Annotated in this window: 25 protein-coding genes and 2 pseudogenes; 13 read left to right on the top strand and 14 right to left on the bottom strand. The window is 64.3% G+C overall.

Annotated features, from left to right (window positions below):
* Positions 1–36: 36 nt before the first annotated feature.
* From ACVDG8_RS09810 to ACVDG8_RS09795, 4 genes are all read right to left on the bottom strand, one after another.
* Positions 37–222 (bottom strand): hypothetical protein, encoded by a 186-nt coding sequence (locus ACVDG8_RS09810; protein WP_447254526.1) that lies wholly within the window; start codon positions 220–222, stop codon positions 37–39.
* Between the two features lie 83 nt (positions 223–305).
* Positions 306–1,163 (bottom strand): S49 family peptidase, encoded by an 858-nt coding sequence (locus tag ACVDG8_RS09805; protein ID WP_447257289.1) that lies wholly within the window; start codon positions 1,161–1,163, stop codon positions 306–308.
* 114 nt (positions 1,164–1,277) lie between these two features.
* Positions 1,278–2,075, bottom strand: coding sequence for a methyltransferase (locus ACVDG8_RS09800; protein ID WP_447254525.1), 798 nt, complete (start codon positions 2,073–2,075; stop codon positions 1,278–1,280).
* Positions 2,075–2,299, bottom strand: a complete 225-nt coding sequence (locus tag ACVDG8_RS09795) for a putative signal transducing protein (RefSeq protein WP_371011816.1) — start codon at positions 2,297–2,299, stop codon at positions 2,075–2,077. The genes ACVDG8_RS09800 and ACVDG8_RS09795 overlap by 1 nt, the downstream gene beginning before the upstream one ends.
* A gap of 164 nt (positions 2,300–2,463) precedes the next feature.
* On the opposite strand from ACVDG8_RS09795, the gene ACVDG8_RS09790 reads away from it, so the two are divergent.
* The 3 genes from ACVDG8_RS09790 (at position 2,464) to ACVDG8_RS09780 (ending at position 5,796) form a co-directional block, all read left to right on the top strand.
* Positions 2,464–3,477 (top strand): polyprenyl synthetase family protein, encoded by a 1,014-nt coding sequence (locus tag ACVDG8_RS09790; protein WP_447254524.1) that lies wholly within the window; start codon positions 2,464–2,466, stop codon positions 3,475–3,477.
* A gap of 3 nt (positions 3,478–3,480) precedes the next feature.
* The gene (locus ACVDG8_RS09785) at positions 3,481–3,819 is read left to right on the top strand and encodes a DUF1284 domain-containing protein (protein ID WP_447257288.1); all 339 of its coding nucleotides are present in this window, start codon (positions 3,481–3,483) and stop codon (positions 3,817–3,819) included.
* 207 nt (positions 3,820–4,026) lie between these two features.
* On the top strand, positions 4,027–5,796 hold the full coding sequence (locus tag ACVDG8_RS09780; protein WP_447254523.1) for a tetratricopeptide repeat protein: 1,770 nt from the start codon (positions 4,027–4,029) through the stop codon (positions 5,794–5,796).
* Positions 5,797–5,845: 49 nt separating this feature from the next.
* Here the strand turns inward: ACVDG8_RS09780 and ACVDG8_RS09775 are convergent, their stop codons facing one another.
* Positions 5,846–6,307 (bottom strand): N-acetyltransferase family protein, encoded by a 462-nt coding sequence (locus tag ACVDG8_RS09775; RefSeq protein ID WP_447254522.1) that lies wholly within the window; start codon positions 6,305–6,307, stop codon positions 5,846–5,848.
* Between the two features lie 192 nt (positions 6,308–6,499).
* Here ACVDG8_RS09775 and ACVDG8_RS09770 point away from each other — a divergent pair, with 192 nt between their 5' ends.
* The gene (locus ACVDG8_RS09770; RefSeq protein WP_447257287.1) at positions 6,500–7,423 is read left to right on the top strand and encodes a glycine--tRNA ligase subunit alpha; all 924 of its coding nucleotides are present in this window, start codon (positions 6,500–6,502) and stop codon (positions 7,421–7,423) included.
* Here ACVDG8_RS09770 and ACVDG8_RS09765 read toward each other — a convergent pair.
* Complete coding sequence (locus ACVDG8_RS09765) at positions 7,420–7,602, bottom strand: hypothetical protein (RefSeq protein ID WP_447254521.1); 183 nt, start codon at positions 7,600–7,602, stop codon at positions 7,420–7,422. The genes ACVDG8_RS09770 and ACVDG8_RS09765 overlap by 4 nt on opposite strands.
* 253 nt (positions 7,603–7,855) lie before the next feature.
* Here ACVDG8_RS09765 and ACVDG8_RS09760 point away from each other — a divergent pair, with 253 nt between their 5' ends.
* The 3 genes and pseudogenes from ACVDG8_RS09760 (at position 7,856) to ACVDG8_RS09750 (ending at position 11,173) form a co-directional block, all read left to right on the top strand.
* Positions 7,856–8,257: an endonuclease domain-containing protein gene (locus ACVDG8_RS09760; RefSeq protein ID WP_447254520.1), complete on the top strand. Its 402-nt coding sequence runs from the start codon at positions 7,856–7,858 to the stop codon at positions 8,255–8,257.
* A gap of 69 nt (positions 8,258–8,326) precedes the next feature.
* Positions 8,327–10,649 (top strand): annotated as a pseudogene (glyS, locus tag ACVDG8_RS09755) (glycine--tRNA ligase subunit beta).
* Between the two features lie 164 nt (positions 10,650–10,813).
* Positions 10,814–11,173 (top strand): ATPase, encoded by a 360-nt coding sequence (locus ACVDG8_RS09750; RefSeq protein WP_447254519.1) that lies wholly within the window; start codon positions 10,814–10,816, stop codon positions 11,171–11,173.
* A 98-nt stretch (positions 11,174–11,271) separates the two neighbouring features.
* Here the strand turns inward: ACVDG8_RS09750 and ACVDG8_RS09745 are convergent, their stop codons facing one another.
* Both ACVDG8_RS09745 and ACVDG8_RS09740 read right to left on the bottom strand, forming a co-directional pair.
* On the bottom strand, positions 11,272–11,655 hold the full coding sequence (locus ACVDG8_RS09745; protein WP_447254518.1) for a hypothetical protein: 384 nt from the start codon (positions 11,653–11,655) through the stop codon (positions 11,272–11,274).
* Between the two features lie 111 nt (positions 11,656–11,766).
* Complete coding sequence (locus ACVDG8_RS09740; protein WP_447254517.1) at positions 11,767–12,282, bottom strand: hypothetical protein; 516 nt, start codon at positions 12,280–12,282, stop codon at positions 11,767–11,769.
* 171 nt (positions 12,283–12,453) lie between these two features.
* Here ACVDG8_RS09740 and ACVDG8_RS09735 point away from each other — a divergent pair, with 171 nt between their 5' ends.
* From ACVDG8_RS09735 to ACVDG8_RS09725, 3 genes are all read left to right on the top strand, one after another.
* Positions 12,454–13,416 (top strand): L-threonylcarbamoyladenylate synthase, encoded by a 963-nt coding sequence (locus ACVDG8_RS09735; protein ID WP_447254516.1) that lies wholly within the window; start codon positions 12,454–12,456, stop codon positions 13,414–13,416.
* Positions 13,417–13,496: 80 nt separating this feature from the next.
* A complete protein-coding gene (locus ACVDG8_RS09730) occupies positions 13,497–14,927 on the top strand; it encodes an FAD-binding oxidoreductase (RefSeq protein WP_447254515.1) in 1,431 nt (476 codons plus the stop codon).
* Between the two features lie 185 nt (positions 14,928–15,112).
* Complete coding sequence (locus tag ACVDG8_RS09725; RefSeq protein WP_447254514.1) at positions 15,113–15,679, top strand: DUF6101 family protein; 567 nt, start codon at positions 15,113–15,115, stop codon at positions 15,677–15,679.
* A gap of 164 nt (positions 15,680–15,843) precedes the next feature.
* Here ACVDG8_RS09725 and ubiA read toward each other — a convergent pair whose 3' ends face one another.
* Positions 15,844–16,827, bottom strand: coding sequence for a 4-hydroxybenzoate octaprenyltransferase (gene ubiA, locus ACVDG8_RS09720; RefSeq protein ID WP_447257286.1), 984 nt, complete (start codon positions 16,825–16,827; stop codon positions 15,844–15,846).
* A gap of 51 nt (positions 16,828–16,878) precedes the next feature.
* Positions 16,879–17,790, bottom strand: coding sequence for a LysR family transcriptional regulator (locus ACVDG8_RS09715; RefSeq protein WP_447254513.1), 912 nt, complete (start codon positions 17,788–17,790; stop codon positions 16,879–16,881).
* Positions 17,791–17,880: 90 nt separating this feature from the next.
* Here ACVDG8_RS09715 and ACVDG8_RS09710 point away from each other — a divergent pair, with 90 nt between their 5' ends.
* The 3 genes from ACVDG8_RS09710 (at position 17,881) to ACVDG8_RS09700 (ending at position 20,663) form a co-directional block, all read left to right on the top strand.
* The gene (locus ACVDG8_RS09710) at positions 17,881–18,675 is read left to right on the top strand and encodes a phytanoyl-CoA dioxygenase family protein (RefSeq protein ID WP_447254512.1); all 795 of its coding nucleotides are present in this window, start codon (positions 17,881–17,883) and stop codon (positions 18,673–18,675) included.
* A gap of 174 nt (positions 18,676–18,849) precedes the next feature.
* Positions 18,850–20,130: a phosphoribosylamine--glycine ligase gene (purD, locus tag ACVDG8_RS09705; RefSeq protein WP_447254511.1), complete on the top strand. Its 1,281-nt coding sequence runs from the start codon at positions 18,850–18,852 to the stop codon at positions 20,128–20,130.
* A 149-nt stretch (positions 20,131–20,279) separates the two neighbouring features.
* Positions 20,280–20,663, top strand: coding sequence for a hypothetical protein (locus tag ACVDG8_RS09700; protein ID WP_447254510.1), 384 nt, complete (start codon positions 20,280–20,282; stop codon positions 20,661–20,663).
* A 37-nt stretch (positions 20,664–20,700) separates the two neighbouring features.
* Here the strand turns inward: ACVDG8_RS09700 and melA are convergent, their stop codons facing one another.
* The 4 genes and pseudogenes from melA to ACVDG8_RS09680 all read right to left on the bottom strand — a co-directional run bounded on the left by melA (position 20,701) and on the right by ACVDG8_RS09680 (position 25,911).
* On the bottom strand, positions 20,701–22,071 hold the full coding sequence (melA, locus tag ACVDG8_RS09695) for an alpha-galactosidase (protein ID WP_447254509.1): 1,371 nt from the start codon (positions 22,069–22,071) through the stop codon (positions 20,701–20,703).
* A gap of 18 nt (positions 22,072–22,089) precedes the next feature.
* Positions 22,090–23,760: an ABC transporter ATP-binding protein gene (locus ACVDG8_RS09690; protein WP_447254508.1), complete on the bottom strand. Its 1,671-nt coding sequence runs from the start codon at positions 23,758–23,760 to the stop codon at positions 22,090–22,092.
* 10 nt (positions 23,761–23,770) lie between these two features.
* Positions 23,771–24,850, bottom strand: a pseudogene (locus ACVDG8_RS09685) (ABC transporter permease); the annotation flags it as partial.
* Between the two features lie 53 nt (positions 24,851–24,903).
* Positions 24,904–25,911: an ABC transporter permease gene (locus ACVDG8_RS09680; protein ID WP_447254507.1), complete on the bottom strand. Its 1,008-nt coding sequence runs from the start codon at positions 25,909–25,911 to the stop codon at positions 24,904–24,906.
* Positions 25,912–25,926 lie beyond the last annotated feature (15 nt).

The raw sequence follows: 25,926 nt of genomic DNA, 5'->3' as shown, positions 1-25,926 counted from the left end.
CGGCCTCGAGAATGTCGGCTGCTGGGGAAATAGCGCTCAGTCCTTGGCCAGGCGGTATTCGCCGGTCTTCGGGTCCTTGACCAGCGTGCCCATCGTGCCGTTGGCGCTCTGCTTTTCGGTGCGCCGGATCTTGGCCGTCACGCGCTCGGCCTCGCGCAGGAAAGCGCGGTATCCGAAATAAGCGGCGGCGCCGATGACGGCGAAGAAAATGATCTGCGGCATGTCAAAACTCCTCCCGCAAAAGGCGGCAAGGCCGGCTGGGACGGATCAGTCAGGCTGGCATGCTAGACGCTTTCATGGCTTTTTCAAAGCCCGAAGCGCGCCCACAATGCGCGCTCTTCCGCCGCATCGATGACACCGCTGGCCGCGGCGGCCGCGATTTCGGGCACTGATGAGCGCGAGCCGAACAGGCCGAAGCGGCTGAACAACCCGCGCGGCGCGGTGATCAGCCTGAGCTCGGTCTTGGCTCCGAAGCGGGTCTTGAGCACGCCGCGCATGTCGCCCAGCGCATCGACAAGGCCGAGCTCAAGACCCTTCTTGGCGGTCCAGAACAGGCCGGTGAAGAGGTCCGGATCGTCCTTGAGCTTGCTGCCGCGCCGCTCCTTGACCAGATCGATGAAGGTCTCATGCACTTCGAGCTGCAGCGTCTTCAGCCGCTCGACATCCTCCTTCTTTTCCGGCTTGAACGGGTCGAGCACGGCCTTGTTCTGGCCGGCGGTATGGACGCGGCGCTCGATGCCGATCTTCTTCATCAGCTCCGGGAAGCCGAAAGAAGCCGAGACCACGCCGATCGAGCCGACGATCGAGGACGGATCGGCAAAGATCTCGTCGCCCGCAACCGCGATCATGTAGCCGCCGGAGGCCGCCACATCCTCGACGAAGACCAGAACGCGCTTGTTCTTTTCCACGGCGAGGTCGCGGATGCGCTTGAAGATCAGCCGCGACTGCACCGGCGAGCCGCCCGGCGAATTGATCGAGATGGCGACCGCCGGCGCGTCGAAGCCAAACGCCTTCTCGATCAGCCCGGCTGTCGAGGCCAGCGACAGGCTAGGCCGGAACTGACCGCCGCCGGCCATGATGGTGCCGTGCAGCCGGATGACCGGAATGGTGACGGCTGTCGAGCGCCAGGATTTCGGCAGCAGGCGGTTGAAGAGGCGTTTCACCAAGGATTGTCTCCGGTCGGTATCATCTTGCAGGAGAAAGATGAGAACTCATCTTTGCTCCCGGGCATGTAGGAATTCGCTGAAGAACGGCAATGCCGCATTGCCGGCCTGGGATCAATCGCCGAACAGCGACGCCAGCCCGTTGTTGATCATTTCGGTTCGTTCCGTCGGCTCGTTGCCGGAGGGCCCATGCAGGATGTGCGGCGGCCGGATCGCGAGCTTGCCGCGCGCGCCGAGCCTGGCGCGCACGATAATGCGGATCGCGGCTTCGTCGGGGCGCGGATGCACGCACAGCATCTCGGCATCGCCGAAGCGGCCCTCGAGCGCATCGAGGATGGCGACGAGCTGTTCGGGCCGGGCGATCACCGCCAGTCCGCCGCGCGGCTTGACGACAGCGGCCGCGCTCCGGATCCAGCTCTCGAAAAGGCCGTCCTCCGAGACATGTGCCTCCCGGCGCAGCGCATCCGGCGTCGACCGGTCCTCCGCGGCGTTGAAGGGTGGGTTCATGATGACGAAGTCGAAAGAATTGTCGGAAAGGCCGGCCTCGACGCGCGCCCGGCCGGTGAGCGTGACGTCGGCCGTCAGCGCCGAGGCGCGGTCGCCGAGATGCGCATTGCCCGGATGCGCAAGCGTGGCTGCGGCGAACGCCGCCATGTCGGCGGAACGCTCGACCAGCACGGCCCGCGCCGCCGGGCAGCGCGACAGCACGGCAAGTGCTGCCGCGCCCGCGCCGGCGCCGAAATCGGCGAGTTGGCCAAAAAAGCCCGATGGCACGGCAGCGGCCAGCATCATGGCGTCCATGCCGGCGCGGTGACCGCCCCGGCTTGGCTGCACCAGCCAGAACCGGCCGCGATGGAAGGCATCGACCGTGTGGGCCGGCGTGTCCGGGGCGAGGGCGCCTGGCGCTGTCATTATTTGGTGCGGATCTCGTTCTCGATGCCGGCATCCTTCAGGATGCGGCGCGCGGCGTCGGCTTTGTCGGCATCGACCATGACGCGCCTCGCCAAAAGGCCGATCGACCCTTCGAGAATGCTCATATTCTGGTCGGCGACGAAGCAGGCGATGCCGGCGTCGCGCATCAGCGATTCGACAAAGGAGATGATGACTGCGTCATTGGTGCGGACAAGCTCGATCATGGAACGAAAATCGCAGGTTAGAACGTTGATGTAAACGCGTGCCTGGACCGATGCTTGACGGCCCGCGCCAATTCGCCTCTTGCCGTGCCATATTGTAGCGCCCTAGAGTCGGCGTTGGGACCAGGGTGCCGTCATGCGCGTGAATTGAGACGGGAGTTGTCGTGGTGGGTGTCGTTCTGAACATCGAAGGCAAGCGGGAACCCGCTTCCATCAAGGATCTCATCGATCTGACGGCCGGTGACATGGGGCGCGTCAACGAGCTCATCCTGTCCAAGGCCGGCTCCGACGTCGAAATGATCCCGGAGATTGCCAACCACCTGATCTCGTCGGGCGGCAAGCGACTGCGGCCAATGCTCACGCTCGCCGCCGCGCAGATGTTCGGCTATTCGGGCGAAGGTCACGTCAAGCTCGCCACCGCGGTCGAGTTCATGCACACCGCCACCCTGCTGCATGACGATGTGGTCGACGAAAGCGCGCTGCGCCGCGGCAAGAAGACGGCGCGCATGATCTGGGGCAACCAGGCAAGCGTGCTGGTCGGCGATTTCCTGCTCGGCCAGGCTTTTCGCATGATGGTCGAGGTCGGCTCGCTGGAAGCTCTCGACATCCTGTCGGCCGCCGCCTCCATCATCGCCGAGGGCGAGGTGATGCAGCTTGCCGCCGCCAAGAACCTCGAAACCACCGAGGACGAGCATTTCGCCGTCATCAAGGCCAAGACCGCGGCGCTGTTTTCGGCCGCGGCGGAAGTCGGCCCGGTGATTGCGCTTGCCTCGCGCAACGATCGCGCGGCGCTGCGTTCCTACGGCATGAATCTCGGCCTTGCCTTCCAGCTCATCGACGATGCGCTGGATTATGGCGGCTCCAGCAAGGACCTCGGCAAGAATGTCGGCGACGATTTTCGCGAGGGCAAGGTGACGCTGCCGGTGATCCTCGCCTACCGGCGCGGCACCAAGGCCGAACGCACCTTCTGGAAGCGCGCCATCGAGGAGAACGTCACCGACGATGCCGGGCTGGAAAAGGCGATCGGCCTGATGGCCCGCCATGGCGCCATTGCCGACACGATCGGGCGCGCCCGCCATTTCGGCGAGATCGCCCGCGACGCTCTGGCGCCGCTGGAAGCGACGCCGCAGAAGCTGGCCTTGATCGACGTCATCGATTTCTGCATCAGCCGGGTGAACTGACAGCTGCCGGACTGTCCCGCCCCTCCGGCAAAAAAGCCGGGAGGGCAGTTTTGTCGTCTCGACGGCCCGGACCATATCTGCGTTCCGCTGCTCGATGAACCGGAACCGCACTGCCTGGGCCAGAGCGCGGCAGGCAGGGACCAGTTCGCGGCGCGCGACGTCGGCGAACTCCTGCGCCGGCCGGTCGCCGCCGGCGCCCGTTTCAGCCTCGATGCCACGCGCCTTGCCGCGATGCGGCAGGCCTTTTCCGATGGGCGCACGCGCGAGGCATGCCGGGGCTGCGAATGGTCTGATCTGTGCAGCGCCGTGGCAGTCGCCGGATACACCGGCGCCCGCCTTTGACAGCGCGCCAGGCGCGGCGTTCGGAGCCGGCTTGCGCGTCATCGCAACATTTTCGCCGGCAGCCACCCTTTGTTAAGTCGGTGACCTGATTGTGAAATCAGGCCGGGATTGAAGCCTGACCCCAAAAAGGCCATGCTTTGTCCGGAGAAGTTCGAGTCTACAGGCGGTCCGCCGAGAGCGGAATCGCGTCTGGCTGAAAGGGATACGATGCGGCAAGGACGTGCGCGCTGGCTGACGAGGCTGGCATTTTTGACCGGTGTGGCGCTTTCAGTGCTGCCGGCCCAGGCCAAGGAAGACCCGGTTCAGATTTCGTCCTTCTCGGGCGCTTATCTTGCCGCCCATATCGCTGAAAGCGACAACGATCTCGACAATGCCATCGCCTATTACAAGCAGGCGCTGGCCTTTGCCCCGAATGACCAGGAGCTGCAGCAGAGCCTGATGCTGGCGTTGGTCGCGCAAGGCCGTTTCGAGGAATCGCTGGTTTATGCCGACAAGCTCAAGGAAGTGCCCGATGTCGAGCGCTTCTCGCGCCTGGCGCTGGCCGTCGATTCCTTCCATAAGAAGGACTACACCAAGGCCCAGTACTGGCTGAAGCTGTCGCTCGAATCCGATCTCGACCGGCTCTTGTCCGGCGTCATGGACGGCTGGGCCAAGGAAGGCGCCGGCGATGCCATCGAGGCGATGGACTCCATCGACAAGCTGCGCGGGCCGGACTGGTTCGGACTGTTCAAGTCCTTCCACCGCGCGCTGATCGCCGACGCTGCCGGTCTTAACGACAAGGCTGACGAACTCTATTCCGCCACCATGGCCGACACCACGTCCGGCGGCTCCGCGCCCGAAACCTGGATGCGCAATGCGCAGGCCTACGCCTCGTTCCTCGTCCGCAAGGGCGACAAGTCGAAGGCGCTCGCGGTTCTGAACCAGGCCGAGGCTTTCGCGCCGGGCAAGCTGGAAATCACCACTTTGCGCGACCGCATCGCCAAGGGCGACAAGATCGAGCCGTTCATCGCCAAGCCGGCGGATGGCGCCTCTGAAATCCTGCTTGATCTGGCCACCGCGCTGAACCGTGGCGGCGGCGAGCCCTTCGTGCGGCTCTATCTGCAATACGCGCTGGCGCTGAAGCCGGACAGCGATGCGGCACTTGTGCAGCTCGCCGGCGTCGCCGAGCAGCTGAAGGACGGCGAGGGCGCCATCGCGCTTTACCGCCGCATTCCGGACTCTTCGCCGCTGAAGGAGCTCTCCGACCTGCAGCTCGGCCTCAACCTTGCCGATCTCGACAAGCACGACGAGGCGATCGCCCATCTCACGGCCTATATCGCCAAGCATCCTGACGACATGCGCGCCTATCTGGCGCTTGGCGGCGTCTACGGCTCCAAGGAGGATTTCCGTTCGGCGGCCAACCTCTACGACAAGGCCGTCGAAACGCTGAAGACGCCAACTGCCGCCAACTGGAATATTTTTTACCAGCGCGGCATCGCCTATGAGCGGCTGAAGGAATGGCCGAAGGCCGAGCCCAATTTTCTTAAGGCGCTGGAACTGCAGCCCGACCAGCCGCAGGTCATGAACTATCTCGGCTATTCCTGGGTCGACATGAACATGAAGCTCAAGGAAGGCCTGGCGATGATCCAGAAGGCCGTCGATCTGCGGCCGAACGACGGCTACATCGTCGATTCGCTGGGCTGGGCCTATTTCCGCATGGGCCGCTTCGACGACTCCGTGCGCGAGATGGAGCGCGCCGTGTCGCTGAAGCCGGAGGATCCGGTCCTCAACGACCATCTCGGCGACGCCTACTGGCGCGTCGGCCGCAAGCTCGAAGCCACCTATCAGTGGACCCAGGCGCGCGACTTGAAGCCCGATCCGGATGTGCTGGCCACCTTGCAGCAGAAGCTGCTCAAGGGCTTGCCGCCGATCGAATCCAACACCGCGCAGGAAACCCCGAAGGTGAAGCCGGTGCCGGCGCCCGCGCCGAAAGGCTGAGCGCCGCGATCTTGAGGTTTTCGCGGGGCCCCGGGGCCCCGCGGCGTTTTCAGAACAGTTTTCGGTAGACCACGAAGCCGGAGCGATCGCCTATCTTGTCGTAGAGCTGCATGGCGGTGTGGTTGGTTTCATGCGTCAGCCAGTAGACGCGGCCCGAGCCGGCCTCTTTTGCGCGCTCGTAGACGCCTTCGATCAAGGCCCGGCCGACGCCCTGGCCGCGTGCGTCCTGCGATGTGAACAGATCCTGCAGGTAGCAGTTCGGCGAAATCGCCGTCGTCGTGCGATGATAGAGATAGTGGACCAGCCCCAGAAGCCTGCCATCGCGCTCGGCCACCAGCGCATGCATCGGCTCATAGGCGTCGAAGAAGCGCGACCAGGTCATCTGCGTGATCTCGCCGGCCAGCGCCGTCGGGCCGGAGCGCTCGTAGAAGGCGTTGTAGCCGTCCCAAAGCGGCAGCCACCGTTCGTAATCCTGCCGGCTGACGGGGCGGATCGTGAGTTGACCGGGCATGGCTGGACCTTCTCTGTTGACGCTTAGCGGAGCAGAAGGTCACCGCTGCTCGCCGGCAATGGGCCAGCCGCCCGCAAAGCGTTCAACCTCCGCCGAAGCGGGGCGTTGCCTTGACGCTCGGCGGCCCGACAACTAGGGAAGCGTCATTCCGTGCTTTCCGAGGCCGCCGTGACCATCGAGATTCCTGCCCATATGCATCCCAGCCGCTCCTTCCAGGGGCTGATCCTGACCTTGCACAATTACTGGGCGGACTACGGTTGCCTGATCCTGCAGCCCTACGACATGGAGGTCGGCGCCGGCACTTTCCATCCGGCCACCACCTTGCGCGCGCTCGGCCCCTTGCGCTGGAACGCGGCTTACGTGCAGCCGTCGCGCCGGCCGAAGGACGGCCGCTACGGCGAAAACCCGAACCGCCTGCAGCATTATTACCAATACCAGGTGATCCTGAAGCCTAACCCACCGAACCTGCAGGAGCTCTATCTCGGCTCGCTCGCGGCGATCGGCGTCGATCCGCTGCTGCACGACATCCGCTTCGTCGAGGACGATTGGGAAAGCCCGACGCTGGGCGCCTGGGGCCTCGGCTGGGAATGCTGGTGCGACGGCATGGAAGTCTCGCAGTTCACCTATTTCCAGCAGGTCTGCGGCATCGAATGCGCGCCGGTGGCGGGCGAATTGACCTACGGGCTGGAGCGGCTGGCCATGTATGTGCAGGGCGTCGACAATGTCTACGATCTGAACTTCAACGGCCGCGAGGGCGCCGAGAAGGTGACTTATGGCGACGTCTTCCTGCAGGCCGAGCAGGAATATTCGCGCCACAATTTCGAATTCGCCAACACCTCGATGCTGCTCAGGCACTTCGAGGACGCCGAGACCGAATGCAAGGCGCTGCTCGATGCCGGCTCGCCGAAACCCGGCGACAACCTGGCCATGCACCGCATGGTCTTCCCGGCCTACGATCAGTGCATCAAGGCCAGCCACGTCTTCAACCTGCTCGACGCGCGCGGCGTGATTTCCGTCACCGAGCGCCAGAGCTACATCCTGCGCGTGCGCAACCTGGCCAAGGCTTGCGGCGAAGCGTTCCTGAAGACACGGGCTGGCGGGCTTGCGGCGGCTTAGTCCAATACTGCTTTGGTGGTCTCGGCCGCGACGGTGATCGGCAACGCGATCTGTGCCGTCGCGCCATCGATCATGCGAATGGCCTGCCTCACGCCCGGCATCGTAATCGTGCCATGCGCCTGGGCGGCGAAGCAGGCGCTGAGCGCCAGGATCTGCAGGGTTCTCGATACCGTCTTCATCGTCGTTCAGCCAATAATTCTCTGCCTGAGCGTTTGTCGCTTCAGCGCCGTGTTCGGTTCATGGGAAGTTCTGCTCCAAGGACGGGCCGGGCCGACCGATCCCGACAGACGGCTGAAAATTTCCGGAGACAGGCGATCGATGCGCCTCAGCTTGCGGGGTGACAGCAGCGGGGCGAGTTGCTATTTGCTCCTACCTCCCCCTCGATGGGGAGGTCGCCGCGAAGCGGCGGGTGGGGGTGACTGGCGCTTCCCTATGCCAAAACTTGATCGGTTCAAACTGCAGTCCGCGCGAAGGCTCCGCGCCGCGATGACGGATGAAGAACGGTTGCTGTGGCGGCACCTCTGGCGCATCCCGGTGGAAGGGACGCACTTCCGCCGACAGGCGTCAGTCGGCACCTATTACCCCGACTTCCTATCTCATCGACTGAAGCTGATTGTCGAGGTGGACGGCTCTCACCACAGTGCCGATGATCAACTGCGCCATGATGAAGTCCGAACACGGTGGTTTGAGAGCCAAGGCTATCGCGTAATCCGCTTCTGGAACCATGAGATAAAAAACGAACTGGATTCCGTGCTCGATACAATTTATGCGGCGGTGGAAGAACAGAAATTACACCTGCATCTGCGCGATGGTGCCGAAGGTAATGGCAGCTGAGAGGCCGCCACCCCGCCCCGGCGCTACGCGTCGACCCTCCCTATCAAGGGGAGGGTAGGGAGCTTAACTATGCCTGACCTTTTGCTCGAACTTCGTTCCGAGGAAATCCCCGCCCGCATGCAGCGCAAGGCTGCCGGCGACCTCAGGAAGATGCTGACCGACGGTCTGGTCGAGGCGGGTCTGACCTATGAGGCGGCGCGCGAATACTGGACGCCGCGGCGCCTGACGCTCGATGTCCGTGGGCTGACCGCGCGCTCGAAGGATATTCGCGACGAGATCAAAGGCCCTTCGACCACGGCGCCCGAGCAGGCGGTGCAAGGCTTCCTGCGCAAGGCCGGGCTTTCGTCTATTGCCGAGGCGCATGTCCATTCCGACCCGAAGAAGGGCGATTTCTATGTCGCCCACATCTCGAAGCCGGGCAGGGCGGCGGAAGCAATCATCGCCGAGCTGGTGCCGGCCATCGTCAAAAACTTCCCCTGGCCGAAATCGATGCGCTGGGGGCCGGCTTCGGCAAAACCCGGCGCGCTGCGCTGGGTGCGGCCGCTGCAGTCGATCGTCTGCACCTTCGGCCCGGAAACCGAGGAGCCGGTGGTGGTCGATTTCGACATCGACGGCATCCGCTCCGGCAACATCACCTACGGCCACCGCTTCCACGCGCCGGGCGCCATCACCGTGCGCCGCTTCGACGACTATGTGAGCAAGCTGGAAGCGGCCAAGGTCGTGCTCGATGCCGACCGGCGCAAGGAGATCATCCTGGCCGACGCCCGCAACATCGCGTTCGCCAACGGGCTCGACCTCGTCGAGGACGAGGGCCTGCTGGAAGAGGTCTCGGGTCTCGTCGAATGGCCGGTCGTGCTGATGGGCGAATTCGAGCAGGATTTCCTGAGCATCCCAAGCGAGGTCATTCGGCTGACCATCCGCGCCAACCAGAAATGCTTCGTCACCTCGCGTCCGGTCTCCGCCTCAGAGGAAGAGATTGGCCAATCGCCACTTTCCAACCACTTCGTCCTCACCGCCAACATCGAGGCTAAGGATGGCGGCAGGGAGATCGCTTACGGCAACGGTAAGGTGGTGCGGTCGCGTCTGTCCGACGCGCTCTATTTCTGGCGCACCGACCAGAGCGACCTGCCGGACCTCGACCAGCTCCAGGCATCGGCGACGAAGTTCGATCTGAATTTGAAGAAGCCGCTCGACCAGCGCATGGCGCGGCTCGACCATCTCAACGTGACCTTCCATGCCAAGCTGGGTACGCAGGGCGAGCGGGTGGCACGGATCAAAAAGCTGGCGCAAGAATTGGCGCCGACCGTGGCGCAGTCGATCTCCCCCTTGAGGGGGAGATGGCCGGCAGGCCAGAGGGGGTCGGTGCGACTGGGCTCGGCCTGCAGCGGCGAACGAACGCTGGCGCTCCACGCGAGGCGACCCCCTCTGTCGCCTTCGGCGACATCTCCCCCTCAAGGGGGAGATTACCGCGCTCGTCGCCCGTGCTGCCGTGCTAGCCAAGGCCGATCTGCAGACCGAAGTGGTCGGCGAATTTCCGGAACTGCAAGGCGCCATGGGCCGCAAATACGCGCTGCTGCAGGGCGAGCATCCGTCGGTGGCTGCCGCCGCCGAGGAGCATTACAAGCCGCAAGGGCCGTCCGACCGTGTGCCGACCGATCCGGTGTCGATTGCCGTCGCGCTCGCCGACAAGCTGGATACGCTGACTGGCTTCTGGGCCATCGACGAGAAGCCGACCGGCTCGAAGGATCCGTTCGCGCTGCGTCGCGCCGCGCTCGGCGTGGTCAGGATTCTGATCGAGAACCGGATTCGTCTCGCGCTGACAGCGACCTTCGCCAATGCCTTTGCGAATTTCGCCGGCGGCGCGGATCAGAAGTCCGACCTCCTCGCCTTCTTTCACGACCGCCTGAAGGTCTACCTGCGCGACCAGGGCGCGCGGCATGATCTCATCGATGCCGTCATCACGCCGCAGTCGGACGACTTGCTGCAGATCGTGCGCCGCGTCGAGGCGCTGGGCTCTTTGCTCGACACCGACGAAGGCAAGAATCTGGTTGCCGGCACCAAGCGCGCCGCCAACATCCTGGCCGCCGAGGAGAAGAAGAAAACGGCCATCGCCGAGACCGTTGAGCCGGCGCTGTTTCGCGAAGAAGCGGAAAAGAAGCTGTTCGCAGCGGTGAATCAGGCCGAGAAGGAAGCCGGCCAAGCAATTCAAAACGAAGATTTTTCCGCCGCCATGCTGGCGCTTAGCGTGTTGCGTGAACCGGTTGATTCATTCTTTGAAGGCGTTCTCGTCAATGATGAGGACCAGGCCGTGCGCGCCAACCGCCTGGCGCTGCTTGCCCGCATCCGCGCGGCCACGGACCAGGTCGCCGATTTTTCAAAAATCGCCGGCTGACAGCGCAAAAATCGCGCTTACGAAGCTGCCAGCACCCGCTATGGTGCGGGCATTCCTCGACAATCCGGCGCCCGCAAATTTAATGCGCCGGAGCCGGCTTACAGTCATATGGCGATGACCTCGACGTGGGAGAACTGAGGCGTTCTTAACCACGGAGGCATGCCATGAATTCCGATCACGATATCGACCTGATTGAAGAGACCCCGGCCGCCGCCGAGGGCGTCGAACCCGCTTCCGAAAACGTGCTTGACCATGCCGCCGCCGCGGCAGTCGAAGCCGCCGATGTGTCGGACGACGACGAGGAAGAAGGCGACGAGGAAGACGGCGACGACGCCGATAAGGAAGCCACTGCCTCGGCCGACGACGAGTCGGAAGACGAGGATGAAGACGGCGACGAAGAAGACGAAGACGATTCTGACGATAAGGAAGCCACTGCCTCGGGCGACGATGAGTCCGATGACGAGGATGAAGATGGCGAGGACGAAGACGACAAGGAAGAAGACGACAAGGAAGAGGCGGCCTGAGCCGTTCTTTCTCGTCATCTGAAAAACGGAGGGCGGCGCCTAGGCGTCGCCCTTTTTTCGTCGGTCAACCCGGTCAGTCTTCCAGGAAAATTGGCGCTTCAATCCTCCAGGATGCTGACCCGCACGCTGTCAGGGTAGACATCGACCTCGATCAGCGGCTCGCCATTGACGATGGCGTTCCGTGTGGCGCCACTCATGGCGCCGCCGCGTTCCAGCATGCGCTGCAGGTCGGCGCGCGAACCGTCGGTGCGGAACCACGGATCGCCCTGGTCGTCGCCATCGCGCCGGTGGAATTTGTGATAGTTGGCGCGATCCTGCCGCACCATCTGCGCCGCGCTGCCCAGCGGATAGCCGTCGCTGGCGCGGTGGTCGCGATCGGAAATTCGCGCCGTGTAAGAGCCGAGCATATCGTCGGCCCGCGCCGTGCCCAGCGACGTTGCCAAAAGCAGCCCGGCAACCGCGATTGCCTTCGAGACAGTCATCGAAACCCCCTTGTTCAAAATGCCAAAAACTGTTGTGCGCGATCCCGATGACGGAAATCGGACAGGAGACCGGCCAGACGCCTAGCACGCAGCGGCAGGGTCGAATGTGATCTACATCGCCTTGCCGACGCGCGGCAATGCCGGGGCGTTTTGCGGCTGTGCTTGCGACTGCGCCTGGGGTTGCGCGCCGCCCGAGGCACTGGCTGTGGCGGCTGGCTGGCTACCGGTTTTGCCGGCGCCGTTCGAAGCCGCGGCCGTGCCGTTGGCGGGCGTGGCGGGCGCGGTGCCTTTCGCCGGCGCGGTGGCTGCGGGTGTCTGGGGCTTAGCCGATGCGGTCGCCGCGGGCACCGCGAAGGCGCCGCCGACGATGCCGCCGCGGATGATCATCGGCCCCAGCTGATGCGCGGACGGGATCGCTGCCACCTTCTCGTCGGTGACGGCGGGCATCGGGTCGCCCAGCGCGATCACGGATGGGGTAGAAGTGGCCGACAGCCTGGCGGGCTCGATTGCCTTCACGTAAATGACCGACGGCGTCGATGTCGACACGCCGGGCGTGACGATCGACGAGGCATGCGACATGCCGGTCACCGCCAATAGGCCGATACCGAACGCTCCGAGCAAACGCATTACAAACTCCCCAAGCCCGCAACCACACCAACCCGCACCTTAGTGCCGGCAGATTGAAGCCGCCTTGCGCGGATACTTAACATTTTAGGGATTGATAAATCGCCAATAGCCGCACTTGCCCCGCATTCACGGCCGTACTACGCACCTGCGGCTGTAAGATTGGTGGCGAAATTGGCTGAGATACTGGCGGTCGGCGAGGCGATGGAGCGGGCATTGGCGTTGCTCGAAGGCGGCGATGTCGTCGCCATCCCGACCGAGACCGTCTATGGCCTGGCGGGCGATGCCACCAATGGCGTCGCCGTGGCGCGCATCTTCGAAGCCAAGGGCCGGCCGCGTTTCAATCCGCTGATCGCCCATGTCGCCGATCACGGCATGGCGAACCGCATCGCCGAATTCGATCCGCTCTCGGCCAGGCTCGCCGAAGCCTTCTGGCCTGGACCGTTGACTCTGGTGCTGCCGCAGCGCCCGGAGAACGTCATCCACCCGCTGGTCACCGCCGGGCTCGACACCGTCGCTTTGCGCATGCCTCGAGGGTTCGGCGGCGAATTGATCGCGCGGCTCGGCCGGCCGCTCGCCGCCCCCAGCGCCAATACCTCCGGCAGGATCAGCGGCACGACAGCGCAGGCCGTGGCCGCTGACCTCGGCGACAGGATCAGGCTGGTCGTCGACGGCGGCGCGACGCCCGTCGGGGTGGAATCGACTATTCTCAAGGTCGAACACGGCAAGCTGCGGCTTCTCAGGCCAGGCGGCATCGCCGCCGAAGAGATCGAAAGCGTGGCCAGCGCGAAACTGGTGCGTGGCGCCAAGGGCATCGAGGCGCCGGGCATGCTCGCCTCGCACTACGCGCCGGGGGCGGCAATGCGGCTCAATGCTGGGGAGATTGTGAGGGGCGAGGCGTTGCTGGCCTTCGGTCGCGACCGCGCCGAGAACTGGCGGGATGCGGTGGCCGTCCGCAATCTCTCCGAAACCGGCGATCTGCGCGAGGCGGCGGCCAACCTCTTCGCCGCCATGCAGGCGCTCGATCGCAGCGGCGCGGCGACCATCGCCGTCGAGCCGATCCCGTTCGACGGGCTCGGCGAGGCGATCAACGACCGGCTGGCGCGCGCCGCCGCGCCGCGTGACAAGATCGCCTGAGCGTATCTCTTTGTTTTGACGCAATTCCAGACGGAAAACCGCTTCACACTTTTCCTCGAATTGCTCTAGTCTCGCCGCCCATGAACGATCAGCCTTTCGATCTCGACCCCGCCGTCATCGACCGCTTCGCGCAGATCGTCGGCGACAAATACGCGCTGCGCGACCAGGCCGACATCGCGCCTTACATCACCGAGCGGCGCGGTCTCTGGCATGGCAGGACGGCGCTGGTGCTCAGACCAGGCAGTGTCGAGGAAGTGAGCCGCATCATGCGGCTCGCCACCGAAACCGGCACGCCCATCGTGCCGCAAAGCGGCAACACCGGATTGGTCGGCGCCCAGGTGCCGGACGCATCCGGCCGCGACATCGTGCTGTCGCTGTCGCGGCTGAACCGCATCCGCGAGATCGACGTGCTGTCGAACACGGTGACCGTCGAGGCCGGCGTCATCCTGCAGACGCTGCAGGAAGCGGCGGACGCCGCCGACCGTCTGTTTCCGCTGTCGCTCGCCGCGCAAGGCTCCTGCCAGATCGGCGGCAATCTCTCCTCCAATGCCGGCGGCACCGGCGTGCTTGCCTACGGCAATGCGCGCGAGCTCTGCCTTGGGGTCGAGGTGGTGTTGCCGACAGGCGAGGTGTTCGACGATTTGCGCAAGCTGAAGAAGGACAACACCGGCTACGATTTGAAGAACCTCTTCGTCGGCGCCGAAGGCACGCTCGGCGTCATCACCGCCGCCGTCCTGAAGCTCTTCCCGAAGCCGAAGGGCCGAGAGGTTGCCTTTGCCGGCCTGTCGTCGCCCAAGGCCGCGCTGTCGCTCTTTACCCTGGCGATGGACCGGGCCGGCGCCTCGCTCACCGCTTTCGAGCTGATCGGCAAAAGGCCTTACGATTTCACGCTCAAGCACGGGCAAGGCATCACGCGGCCGCTGGCCGACGACTGGCCGTGGTATGTGCTGACGCAGGTGTCCTCAGGCCGCTCCGAGGAAGACGGCAGGGAGCTGATCGAGGAGATCCTGGCCGAGGCCCTCGAGCAGGGCATCATCGGCGACGCGGTGGTCTCGGCAAGCCTTGCCCAAGGTGATGCCTTCTGGAATTTCCGCGAAACGCTGCCCGAGTGCCAGAAGCCCGAGGGCGCCTCGATCAAGCACGACATCTCGGTGCCGACCGCCGCGATCCCGGAATTCATCGACAAGGCGGCCGGCGTGGTGGAAGGGGTCTGCCCCGGTGCGCGCGTCGTCTGCTTCGGCCACATGGGCGACGGCAATCTTCACTACAACATCTCGCGTCCCGTGGATTGGCAGGACGCGGCGTTCCTCGACCTCTACCATCCCATGAACCACGCCGTGCACGATGTCGTGCGCTCCTTCCATGGCTCGATATCGGCCGAGCATGGCATCGGCCAGTTGAAGCGCGACGAGCTGATCGCCACGGCGCCGCCGATGGCGATCGACCTGATGCGCCGGGTGAAGGCGGCCTTCGATCCGGCCGGCATCATGAATCCCGGTAAGGTTATCTGATCCTTCACCAATCCGGCACTCGGTCGCATTCCGATAACCATCGGCTCAGATCAGCAAAATTTAACCGACTTTCTTAAGCGCGGCGGTAAGAAGCGAGCGCTAATGTTTCCCCCATAACGAGGCCGGAAAAACCGGCTCTGAGAGAACCGGAAAACGGCCCTCAGGATTAACAGGGAAGACATTCGATGAACACTGGACTGAAGCCAGTATGGGCCGGACGCAACATGCGCCTCGACCCGTTTCGCCTGCCGCAAATGGTGAGCTATGCCACCCGCGACGATTACGGCGATGTCACCTTCACCATCGACCACCGCGGCGCGGTCATCCGCCGTCTGCTGGAGATGAGCGGCGTGCCGGCGATCATCGCGCTGCCCGCCAATGCGTTTCGCGGCGTCGCCGCGCGCGCCTTGGAAGATCCGGAGGGCAACGTCACGGTGACGCTGGAGCTCCTCCACAATGACCCGATGCTGTCGGTGCCGCTGCTGGTCGCCGACGACCTCGAGGACGTCGCCGCCGACTGGCGCGCCTGGGCCGATGCCTATCGCCTGCCGATGCTTCTGATCGAGGCCGACGGCGTCGCCCGCACGCTCGAGGAATCGCTTGGCGTCGCCATCAAGGCGCTGCCGCCGCAGCAGCGCCGCAAGGGCCGCGTCTCCAACATGCGCCGCCCGCGCTTCCTCGCCCGCCGCAAGGCCGGCAATCTCGGCCTGAGGCTCGTCATCGACGGCCAGGAGATTATCGCTAGGGAGTAGTGCGATTTCCCCTTCTCCCCTAGTGGGAGAAGGTGTCGCCGAAGGCGACGGATGAGGGGTGTTCCAGGGAACGCCAACGCCTCACTCCGCTGGAACACCCCTCATCCGTCTCGGCGCTGCGCGCCGATCCACCTTCTCCCGCAAGGGGAGAAGGGGAAGCGCCGCTAAACCAGCGGTTTCAGCCATATCCAGACCGAGCCGCCGATCAGGCCGAGGAAGATCAGCCAGCCGACCTGGTTGTTCGACTTGAACAGTTTCAGGCATTGATCCGGATCGTTGATGTCGAGCCGCACGATCTGGCGCGCCATATGCGCGCCGGCGGCGATCAGCCCGGCCAGCGCCACCACCGGCACCTGCGCCGAGGCGAAGGCGATGGCGAAGCAGATCAGCGTGCCGCCATAGAGGCCTGCCAGCCAAATCTTGGTGTTATCGCCGAACAGCCGCGCCGTCGAGCGCACGCCGACGATGGCGTCATCTTCTTTGTCCTGATGCGCGTAGATCGTGTCGTAGCCGATCACCCACAGGATCGAGCCGATATAGAGCATGATGGCAGGATCATCGATGTCGCCGAACTCGACCGCCCAGCCCATCAGCGCGCCCCAGGAGAAGGCCAGCCCAAGCACGAATTGCGGCCAGTTGGTGAAGCGCTTCATAAAGGGATAGACGGCAACGATTGCCAGCGAGGCGATGCCGAGCGGAATGGCGAAGCTGTTGAACTGCAGCAGCACGACCAGGCCGACCAGCGCCTGCAGGATCAGGAACACCCAGGCCTGGCGGCGCGATACCTTGCCGGCCGGCAGCGGCCGCGAGCGGGTGCGCTCGACCTGGTTGTCGATGTCGACATCGACGATGTCATTATAGGTGCAGCCGGCGCCGCGCATGGCGACGGCGCCGATGAAAAACAAGAACAGATACCAGGGCGCCGGCAGCAGCGTCAGCAGCGGGTCGCTCGGGCGCGGATAGGCGCCGGCGGCAAGCGCTGCCGACCACCAGCAGGGCCATAGCAGCAATTGCCAGCCGATCGGCCGGTCCCAGCGGGCAAGCTGCGCGTAGGGCCAGAGCCAGCGCGGCAGCATGCGGTAAGCCCAATGGCCGCTCGGGGCGTCGGCGACACGGCCCTGTGCCGCTTTCGACTGGATGGTTTCCATCGCCATGGAGTGGCAGCAGCGCGGGCGGGCGTCAAGCGGCCGCATCGTCGCTCACGCGGTGAAAACATCGTGACTGGCAAACCATGTCTTCGCGATCTCGATAAAGGCCTGCGCTGCCTTCGACAGCCGCTGGCGCGTGTCGAAGGTCAGGATGATCCGCTGCATCGGCAATGCGTCGGAGAGCGGCTTGCAGACCAGGGGCAGGCCGTCATAGCTGCGATCGCCATAGGGCCTGGTGTAGCTGACGGCGACGCCGAAGCCGTTGGCGACCATGCTGCGTTGCAGCTCGAACGAGCTTGTCGATGACTGGGCGACGGGCGACAGCCCGCGGCTCAGGAACAGATCCAGCATATGCTGCCAGCTGTGCGGCTGGTCGGTGGTGATCAGCGGATATGAAGCTAATTCCGCCAGGCTGACGGCGCGCTTGTCGGCCAGCACATGGCCGGCGGGCAGCAGCGCGTGCGGCCGAAGTTCATGCAGGAGCACGCGCTTGAAATGCGCCGGAAGGCCGAGATCGTAGGTCAGGCCGAGATCGACGGCGCTGTCGGCCAGGCGCCGTCCCAGCGTCTCGAAAGTCTCGTCGCGTATGACGACGGTGACCGCCGGGCAGCGCTCGGCAAAGGCGCGCATCAGCGCCGGCGCGAAATAGGGCGCGAGGTCCTCGAAGCAGCCGAGCACCAGCTCGCCGCCGACATCAGCCTCGCGCGATCCCAGCCAGACAAGCTCGTCCGCCTCGGCCAGCACCTGCCTTGCCTTGGCGACGGCCTGGCGGCCGAACGATGTCAGCGCGACGCCGCTGCCGCGCTGGCGCACGAACAGTTTCTGGCCAAGCGCGTCCTCGACATTGTCGATCGCCACTGAAATGGAAGGCTGCGACACGTTGAGTATCGCCGCCGCTGCCGTCACGCTGCCATAGCGGGCGACGGCGATGACATAGCGCAATTGCACGAGGGTCGGCTTCATAGGCAAAAACTATAAGCGAGATGATAAGTTATTATTTTACACGATATGGGGTGGCTGCGATAGTCGGCCATCGAACCCAAGGAGAGCGCCATGACCAGCCCGAAAATCGATGCCGCGACCATTGCCGATTACCAGCGCGACGGCGCTGTCTGTGTCCGTGGCGCTTTCAAGGACTGGGTCGATGTCATCGCCGACGGCATCGAGCGTAACATCCAAAACCGCAGCGCCACCGCGTCCGACATCGCCGACGGCAAGGGCAGCTTCTTCGACGATTATTGCAACTGGGAGCGTATTCCCGAATTCGCCAGGGTCGTGCGCGAGTCGCCCGCCGCCGAGCTCGCGGCTTCGGTCATGCAGTCGCGCACGGCGCAGTTCTTCCATGATCACGTGCTGGTCAAGGAACCGGGCACGCAGAAGCCGACGCCCTGGCACCAGGACATCCCCTATTACTTCGTCGACGGCAGCCAGACGGTGAGCTTCTGGATCCCGATCGATCCGGTGAAGGAGGCGACGTTGCGATTGATCGCCGGCTCGCACAAATGGGACAAGATGGTGCTGCCGGTGCGCTGGCTGAACGATGCCAATTTCTACGCCGGCGAGGGCGACTACCGGCCGGTGCCCGATCCCGACAACGACCCGTCGCTGAAGGTGCTGGAATGGGAGATGGAGCCGGGCGACGCCATCCTGTTCGACTTCCGCACCGCGCATGGCGCGCGCGGCAACCTCACTTCGGCGCGGCGCCGGGCGCTGTCGCTGCGCTGGGTCGGCGACGACGCGCGCTATGTCGAGCGTCCCGGCCGCACCTCGCCGCCCTATCCGGGGCACGACATGAAGCCCGGCCAGAAACTGCGCGAGGACTGGTTTCCTGTCGTCTACCAGAGCTGAGGCCTGTTCGACCGACTTGACCATCTTGTTGCGCACGGGCCTGCCTCATCACATCTTGATGAGAGCCATGTTCCCGTGCGCAATTGCCGCCAAAATGCCAATGTGCCTTGACCCGCCGCCCGTGGGGCAATAGCGGGTTCAGGCGCAGACGGTTCGCAGCAGCAAGAGGTGGCCATGAATGTTCTTCTTCTCGGCTCGGGCGGCCGCGAGCATGCGCTGGCCTGGAAGATCGCCGCCTCGCCGCTGCTGACCAAGCTCTATGCTTCGCCAGGCAATCCGGGCATCGGCAAGCTCGCCGAACTGGTCAAGCTGGACGTTGCCGACCACGCCGCCGTCGCCGCCTTTTGCCAGGACAAGAAGATCGATCTCGTCGTCGTCGGCCCGGAAGGCCCGCTGGTCGCCGGCATTGCCGATGACCTGCGCGCCTGGGGCATCCGCGTCTTCGGCCCGTCCAGGGCCGCCGCACGGCTCGAAGGCTCGAAAGGCTTCACCAAGGACCTTTGCGCGAAATTCAACATTCCGACCGCCGCCTATAGCCGCTTCGGCGACCTCGCCTCGGCCAAAGCCTATGTCGGACAAGTCGGCGCGCCGATCGTCATCAAGGCCGACGGGCTGGCCGCCGGCAAGGGCGTCACCATCGCCATGACTTTGGACGAGGCGAATGCGGCGCTCGACGCCTGCTTTGAGGGCGCCTTCGGCACCGCCGGCGCCGAAGTGGTGGTCGAGGAATATATGACCGGCGAGGAGGCGAGCTTCTTTTGCCTTTGCGACGGCATGACCGCGCTGCCCTTCGGCACCGCGCAAGACCACAAGCGCGTCGGCGACGGCGATGTCGGCCCCAACACCGGCGGCATGGGCGCCTATTCGCCGGCCCCGGTGATGACGCCTGAAATGACCGAACGCACCATGCGCGAGATCGTCGAGCCGACCATGCGCGGCATGGCCGAGCTCGAAGCGCCTTTCGCCGGCATCCTGTTTGCCGGCCTGATGATCACCGAACAGGGACCGAAGCTGATCGAATACAACACCCGCTTCGGCGATCCCGAATGCCAGGTGCTGATGATGCGGCTGAAGGACGACCTGCTTGTCCTGCTCAACGCCGCCGTCGACGGCCAACTGGCGCATATGTCGGTGCGCTGGAGCGACGAGGCGGCATTGACCGTGGTGATGGCCGCCAGGGGCTATCCCGGCACGCCGGAAAAGGGCTCGGTCATCCGTGGCCTCGACGAGGCCGAACAGGACGGCGCCCAGATCTTCCACGCCGGCACCGCCATCAATGGCGGCGCGCTGGTCGCCAATGGCGGCCGCGTGCTCAACGTCACCGCGCTCGGCAAGACCGTCGGCGAGGCGCAGGACAAGGCCTATGCCGCGATCGAGCACATCGACTGGCCGCAGGGTTTTTACCGCCACGACATCGGCTGGCGCGCCGTCGAGCGCGAGAAGGATAGTGGCTAGAGGCGATCCGAGATCGAGCCATCGCCGCTGCAATATGAAAGTTTCAGTTAGGCAGCGCCCCGTTTGCGGATGTTCGCAAACTTTGTTATACCATCCTGCCACAAGATCATCTTTAGTCGCAAAAAGTAACTTTCACCGATGGATTTCCGATGGGGCGAAGTCTGATCCTTCTTGTTTGGATTGTCGTTGGAACGTGGACAAGTTCGGCACTGGCTCTAGATTCTACCGAGAAAACCTTTCCCCAAGACATCACGCTTAGTGATTTAGCTCCCTTAAAGCTCGCAATCCAGAGGCACCTTGCCATCTCGGCAGAGCCAACAGTATTCATCGCGATGGCCCGCATAGGAGAAAGTGGGATGGTCTACCTTTGCGGGCTTACGGATGGTGGCAGCAGATCGACCTCCATTCTCTTCTTTGCCAAGAAGGCAGATGGAGCCATCAAAATCGAAGAAATCGATAGTAACTCCAAAGTCGATGGCAAGGCCAAAGAGCTTTGCGACAGTCACGGCTTTCGCACCCCCATTCCCGGCTGAACCTACGCAAGCCTCCTGGCAGATATTACCGCAGCCGTCAGGCGGCTTGGCTCTTCCTCCCGCCCCGCGCCCAGTCCGGCAGCCAGTCGCCATGCGCCGCCAGCAGATCGTCGACTAGCGACCAGATCTGGTCGAGATCGAGTTCGGCCGCCGTGTGTGGGTCCATCATCGCCGCGTGGTAGATGTGCTCGCGGTTCTCGCTCATCAGCGCCCGCACCGTCAGTTCCTGGACGTTGATGTTGGTGCGGATCAGCGCCGTCAGTTGCGGCGGCAGGTCGCCGATATAGGTCGGCTGGATGCCGGAGGCATCGACCAGGCACGGCACTTCGGCGGCGCAGTCGGACGGCAGCGAGGTGATGCAGCCATTGTTGCGCACGTTGCCGTAGATCACCGACGGCTCGCCGGTCCACACCGAATTCATGATCGAGGAGGCATACTCCCTGGACTCCTCGACCTCGATGCGCTGGGCCGAGCGGTAGGCCTGCGCCTGGTCTTTCCAACGCTCGATCTGCTCGATGCAGCGCTTGGGATATTCATCGAGCGGGATGCCGAACTTCTCGATCAGGTCGGGTCGGCCCTCCTTGATGAAATATGGCGTGTATTCGGCGAAATGCTCCGAGCTTTCGGTGACGAAATAGCCGAGCTTGGTCAGCATCTCGTAGCGCACCTTGTTGGGGCAGCGCGGGTTCCAGCCGGGTTTTGGTGCGCGGCCTTCGCGATAGGCGCGCACGAGATCGGGATAGAGATCGCGGTAGCTGCCATCGGGCTGGCGATGCTCGAATTTCAGGTAGAAGGCCATATGGTTGATGCCGGCCGAGCGGTAGCGGATTTCCTCGTAGGGAAGGTCGAGGTCGTGCGCCAGTTCCATCGCCGTGCCCTGCACCGAGTGGCACAGGCCGACCTGCTTGATTTGGGGGTATTTCTCGGCGATCGCCCAGGTGTTGATCGCCATCGGGTTGACATATTGCAGCATGATCGCCTCCGGGCAGACGGCGAGCATGTCCTCGCAGATACTCCACAAATGCGGCACGGTCCTGAGGCCTCGCATGATGCCGCCGACTCCGAGCGTATCGGCGATCGTCTGGCGCAAGCCGTATTTTTTCGGCACCTCGAAATCGGTGACGGTGCAGGGCTCGTAACCGCCGATCTGGAAGGCGACGACGACGAAATCGGCGCCGGTGAGCGCCTTGCGCTGGTCGGAATAGGTCTCGGCTTTCGCCTTCACGCCGAGCGTCGCGATCAGCTTGTTGACGACGATGGCGCTCTCCTCCAGCCGCTGCGGATTGATGTCCATCAGCGCGATCGTCGCGCCCGACAGCGCCGGCCGCTGCAAAACGTCGCCGACGATGTTCTTCATGAACACCGTCGAACCGGCGCCGATGAATGTGATCCTGGGATTTCTTGCCACTTGAACCTCCGGCACTTTCTACGCCACGTCGAAGGCGGCCCTGACGAGCCGTTCGGTGTAGGCGGTCTTGGGATTGGTGAGGACCTCGTCGACGGGTCCCTGCTCGACGACCTTGCCGTTCTGCATGACGATGACGCGGTGGCAGAGCGCGCGCACGACCTTGAGGTCGTGCGAGATGAACAGGTAGCTCAGGCCGCGCTCGTCCTGCAGCTTGCGCAACAGGTCGATGATCTGCGCCTGCACCGACAGGTCGAGCGCCGATGTCGGTTCGTCGAGCAGGATGAATTCAGGCTCCAACGCGATGGCCCGCGCAATGGCGATGCGTTGCCGCTGGCCGCCGGAAAACTCGTGCGGAAAGCGCGAAAGAATGTCGCCGGGCATGCCGGCGCTGACCAGCGCCTCACGCACCCGCTCGACCCGCTCGCGCCGCGTCGCGCCGATCCGGTTGACGACCAGCCCTTCCTCGATGATCTGGCCGATCGTCATGCGCGGGTTGAGCGAGGAGAACGGATCCTGGAAGACGACCTGCATGCGTGAGCGCAGCGGCCGCATCTCGGTCCGCGACAGGCCCTGGATCGGTTGGCCGTCGAAGCTGATCTCGCCGCGCTTTGTGTCGGTCAGCCGGATCAACGCCTGGCCGAAACTGGTCTTGCCGGAGCCGGACTCGCCGACCAGCCCCAGCGTCTCGTGGCGGCAGAGTTTCAGGCCGAGATCATCGACGGCGACCAGCTCGCGCCAGTCCGGCTTCAGGAACGAGCCGTGGCGCAGCATGTAGGACACGCGCACCCCGCTCGCCTCGAGAATGGCGCCACTGCCCTTGGGCAGCGGCTGCGGTCGGCCGTGCGGCTCGGAAGCGAGCAGCCGCTGTGTGTAAGGATGCCGCGGGTCGGCGAACAGGCGCTCGGTGACGTTGTGCTCGCACATCTCGCCATGCTGCATGACATAGACGTAGTCGGAGAATTTCCGCACCACCGTGAGATCATGGGTGATCAGGATGACCGCCATCCTGAGCTCTTTCTGCAGGTTGCGGATCAGGTTCAGGATCTGCGCCTGTACGGTGACGTCGAGCGCGGTCGTCGGCTCGTCGGCGATCAGCACATCGGGATCGTTGGCGAGCGCCATTGCGATCATCACGCGCTGACGCTGCCCGCCCGAGAGCTGGTGCGGATACTGCTTGAGCCGGGCCTCCGGTTCCGGGATCTGGACATGGCGCAAAAGCTCGAGCGCGCGGGCCCATGCCTCCCTGCGACCGACCTTGCGATGCACCCTGATCGCCTCGACGATCTGGCTGCCGACCGTGTAGATCGGGTTGAGCGAGCTCATCGGCTCCTGGAAGATCATCGAGATGCGGTTGCCGCGCAATTTGCGCCGGGCACTTTCCGGGTACTTCAGGATGTTTTGACCGCAATAGTCGACGCTGGAGCGCGGCGATACCGTCGCCCGTCGCGACAACAGCCCCATCACCGTGCGCGCGGTCACCGACTTGCCCGAGCCGGATTCGCCGACGATGGCGATCGTCTCGCCGCGATAGAGCTGGAACGAGATATCTTTCACCGCTTCGACGGTGCCATGCTCGACCTTGAAAGCGACCTCGATGTTGCGGGCGTCGATGATCGGCTGCTCGTGGCGCACGTCATGGTCGAGCCGGACGGCCGGGGCGAAATTGTCTGCAAGCGTTATCGTCGTCATCCCTGCCACCTCAATAGGGATCGACGGCATCGCGCAGGCCGTCGCCCAGCGCGTTGAAGGCAAAGACGGTGACCAGCACGAAGCCGACCGGCGACAGGATCCAGGGATAGGTGCCGATGACCGAATAGGTCGCGGTGTCCTGCAGCATCAGCCCCCATGAGATCAGCGGCGGCTTCACCGCGAAGCCGAGGAAACCGAGGAAGGATTCGAGCAGCACCACCGTCGGGATCGCGATCGTCACGGCGACGATCACGTGGCTCATCACATTGGGGAAGATGTGCTGCATGATGATGCGACGGTCGGTGGCGCCGACCGCCATGGCGGCGCGCACATAGTCGATCCGCGCCAGCGCCAGCGTCTTGCCGCGCACCTCGCGCGACATCTGCGCCCAGCCCAGCGCCGACATGACGATGATGACGAAGGCGAGGAAGACGTTGGTCGGCGCCGTCACCGGGATCAGCGTCATCAGCGCCAGATAGAGCGGCAATTGTGGGAAGGCGAGCACCAGTTCGACGAAGCGCTGCACCCAGACGTCGAACCTGCCGCCGAAATAGCCGGAGACCATGCCGACCGTGGTGCCAACGACGGTGATGATGAAGACCACCGTCAGCGCGATCATCAGCGAGACGCGCGAGCCATGGATGGCGCGCGACAGCACATCGCGGCCGAACTTGTCGGTGCCGAGGAAATGCACCGGCTGGCCGTCCGTCGAGGCGAAGAAATGCCGGTCCGCCGGGATCAGCCCGAGAAGCTTGTAGGGCGCGCCTTCGACGAAGAAGCCGAGCAGCCTGGGGTGGTCGTAGTCGGGGCCGACGATCGGCTGGAAGGTGACCGGATCGAGATCGGCCGAATCGGCGAGCGCGTAGACCCGCGGCCGGAAGGTGAAATTGCCGTCCGTGTCGTGGAAGACAGGCAATTGCGGCGGCGCGAAACCGACGTCGGTCGCCTTCGGGTCCATCGGCGCCAGGAATTCCGCGAACACCGCCATCACCAGCAACAGCACGACGAGCCAAAGCCCGGCCATGCCGGTCCACGAGCGCTTCAGCCGGCGCCAAACCAGCGCGATGTAGCTTTCATTGCCGCGCGCCGGTGCGGCGACGGTTCCTTCGGCCGGCGGCGGCGGGGAGGGTCGCGCGCCAGCATCTAGCGCTCCCCGAACTGGCGCACGCGCGGGTCGAGCAGCACCAGCAGCATGTCGGCGATGATGTTGCCGACGATCAGCGTCGCCGACAGCACCATCATGAAGGTTGCCGTCACATAGACGTCGCCGACCGCCATCGAGCCGACAATCGCCGGGCCGACGGTGGGCAGCGCGAAGATGATCGCCGTCTCGATCTCGCCGGTCAGCATGTAAGGCAGCACCACGCCCTGATACATGATCAGCGGATGCAGCGCGTTGGGCACGGCATGGCGCATGACGACGGCGCCGCCGGTCAGCCCCTTGGCCCTGGCCGTCTCGACATATTGCGCGTTGAGCGTATCGAGCAGATTGCCGCGCATCACGCGCATGTTGTAGGCGAGCCCGCCGAAAGTGGCGATCGCCACCACCGGCCAGACATGCTTGACGAGGTCGACGAACTTCGCCCACGACCATGGCGCGCCGCCATATTGCGGCGAAAAGAATGAGCCGATCTCCGACACGTTGAACTGGAAGACCAGGAGATAGACGATGATCAGCGCCATCAGGAAGCGCGGCACCGTCATGCCGAGGAAGGAGATGGCCGACAGCGTCGTGTCGATCCAGGTGTACTGCCTCGTCGCCGCCCATATGCCGAAGGTGATGCCGAACACCGAGGCGAGCAGGTGGCAGACCAGCGCCAAGAGCAGCGTGCGCGGCAGGCGCTCGCCGACCACATCGGCCACCGGCTTGTTGTAATAGAGGCTGTAGCCGAAATCGCCGCGGGTGACGATGCCGCCGATCCAGTTGAGATATTGCACCGGCAGCGGCTTATCGAGGCCGTGCTCGACGCGGTAGGCCTGCGCCTGTGCGTCGGCTTGCGCGTAGGAAGCGCCGCCCTGGTTGATCAGCTGCGAGCGGATGTAGTCGGCATAGTCGCCCGGCGGCGCCTGGATGATGGCGAAGGTGACCAGGCTCAGGATTGCCAGGACGGGGATTGCCGAGGCGATGCGCGTGAGCAGAAATCGCAACATGGACGGTCTGCTTCC

It is taken from the genome of Mesorhizobium sp. ORM8.1, from assembly GCF_053005525.2.
Note: the sequence above shows the minus strand (reverse complement) of the source record. Positions and strands in the feature narration are given on the sequence as shown.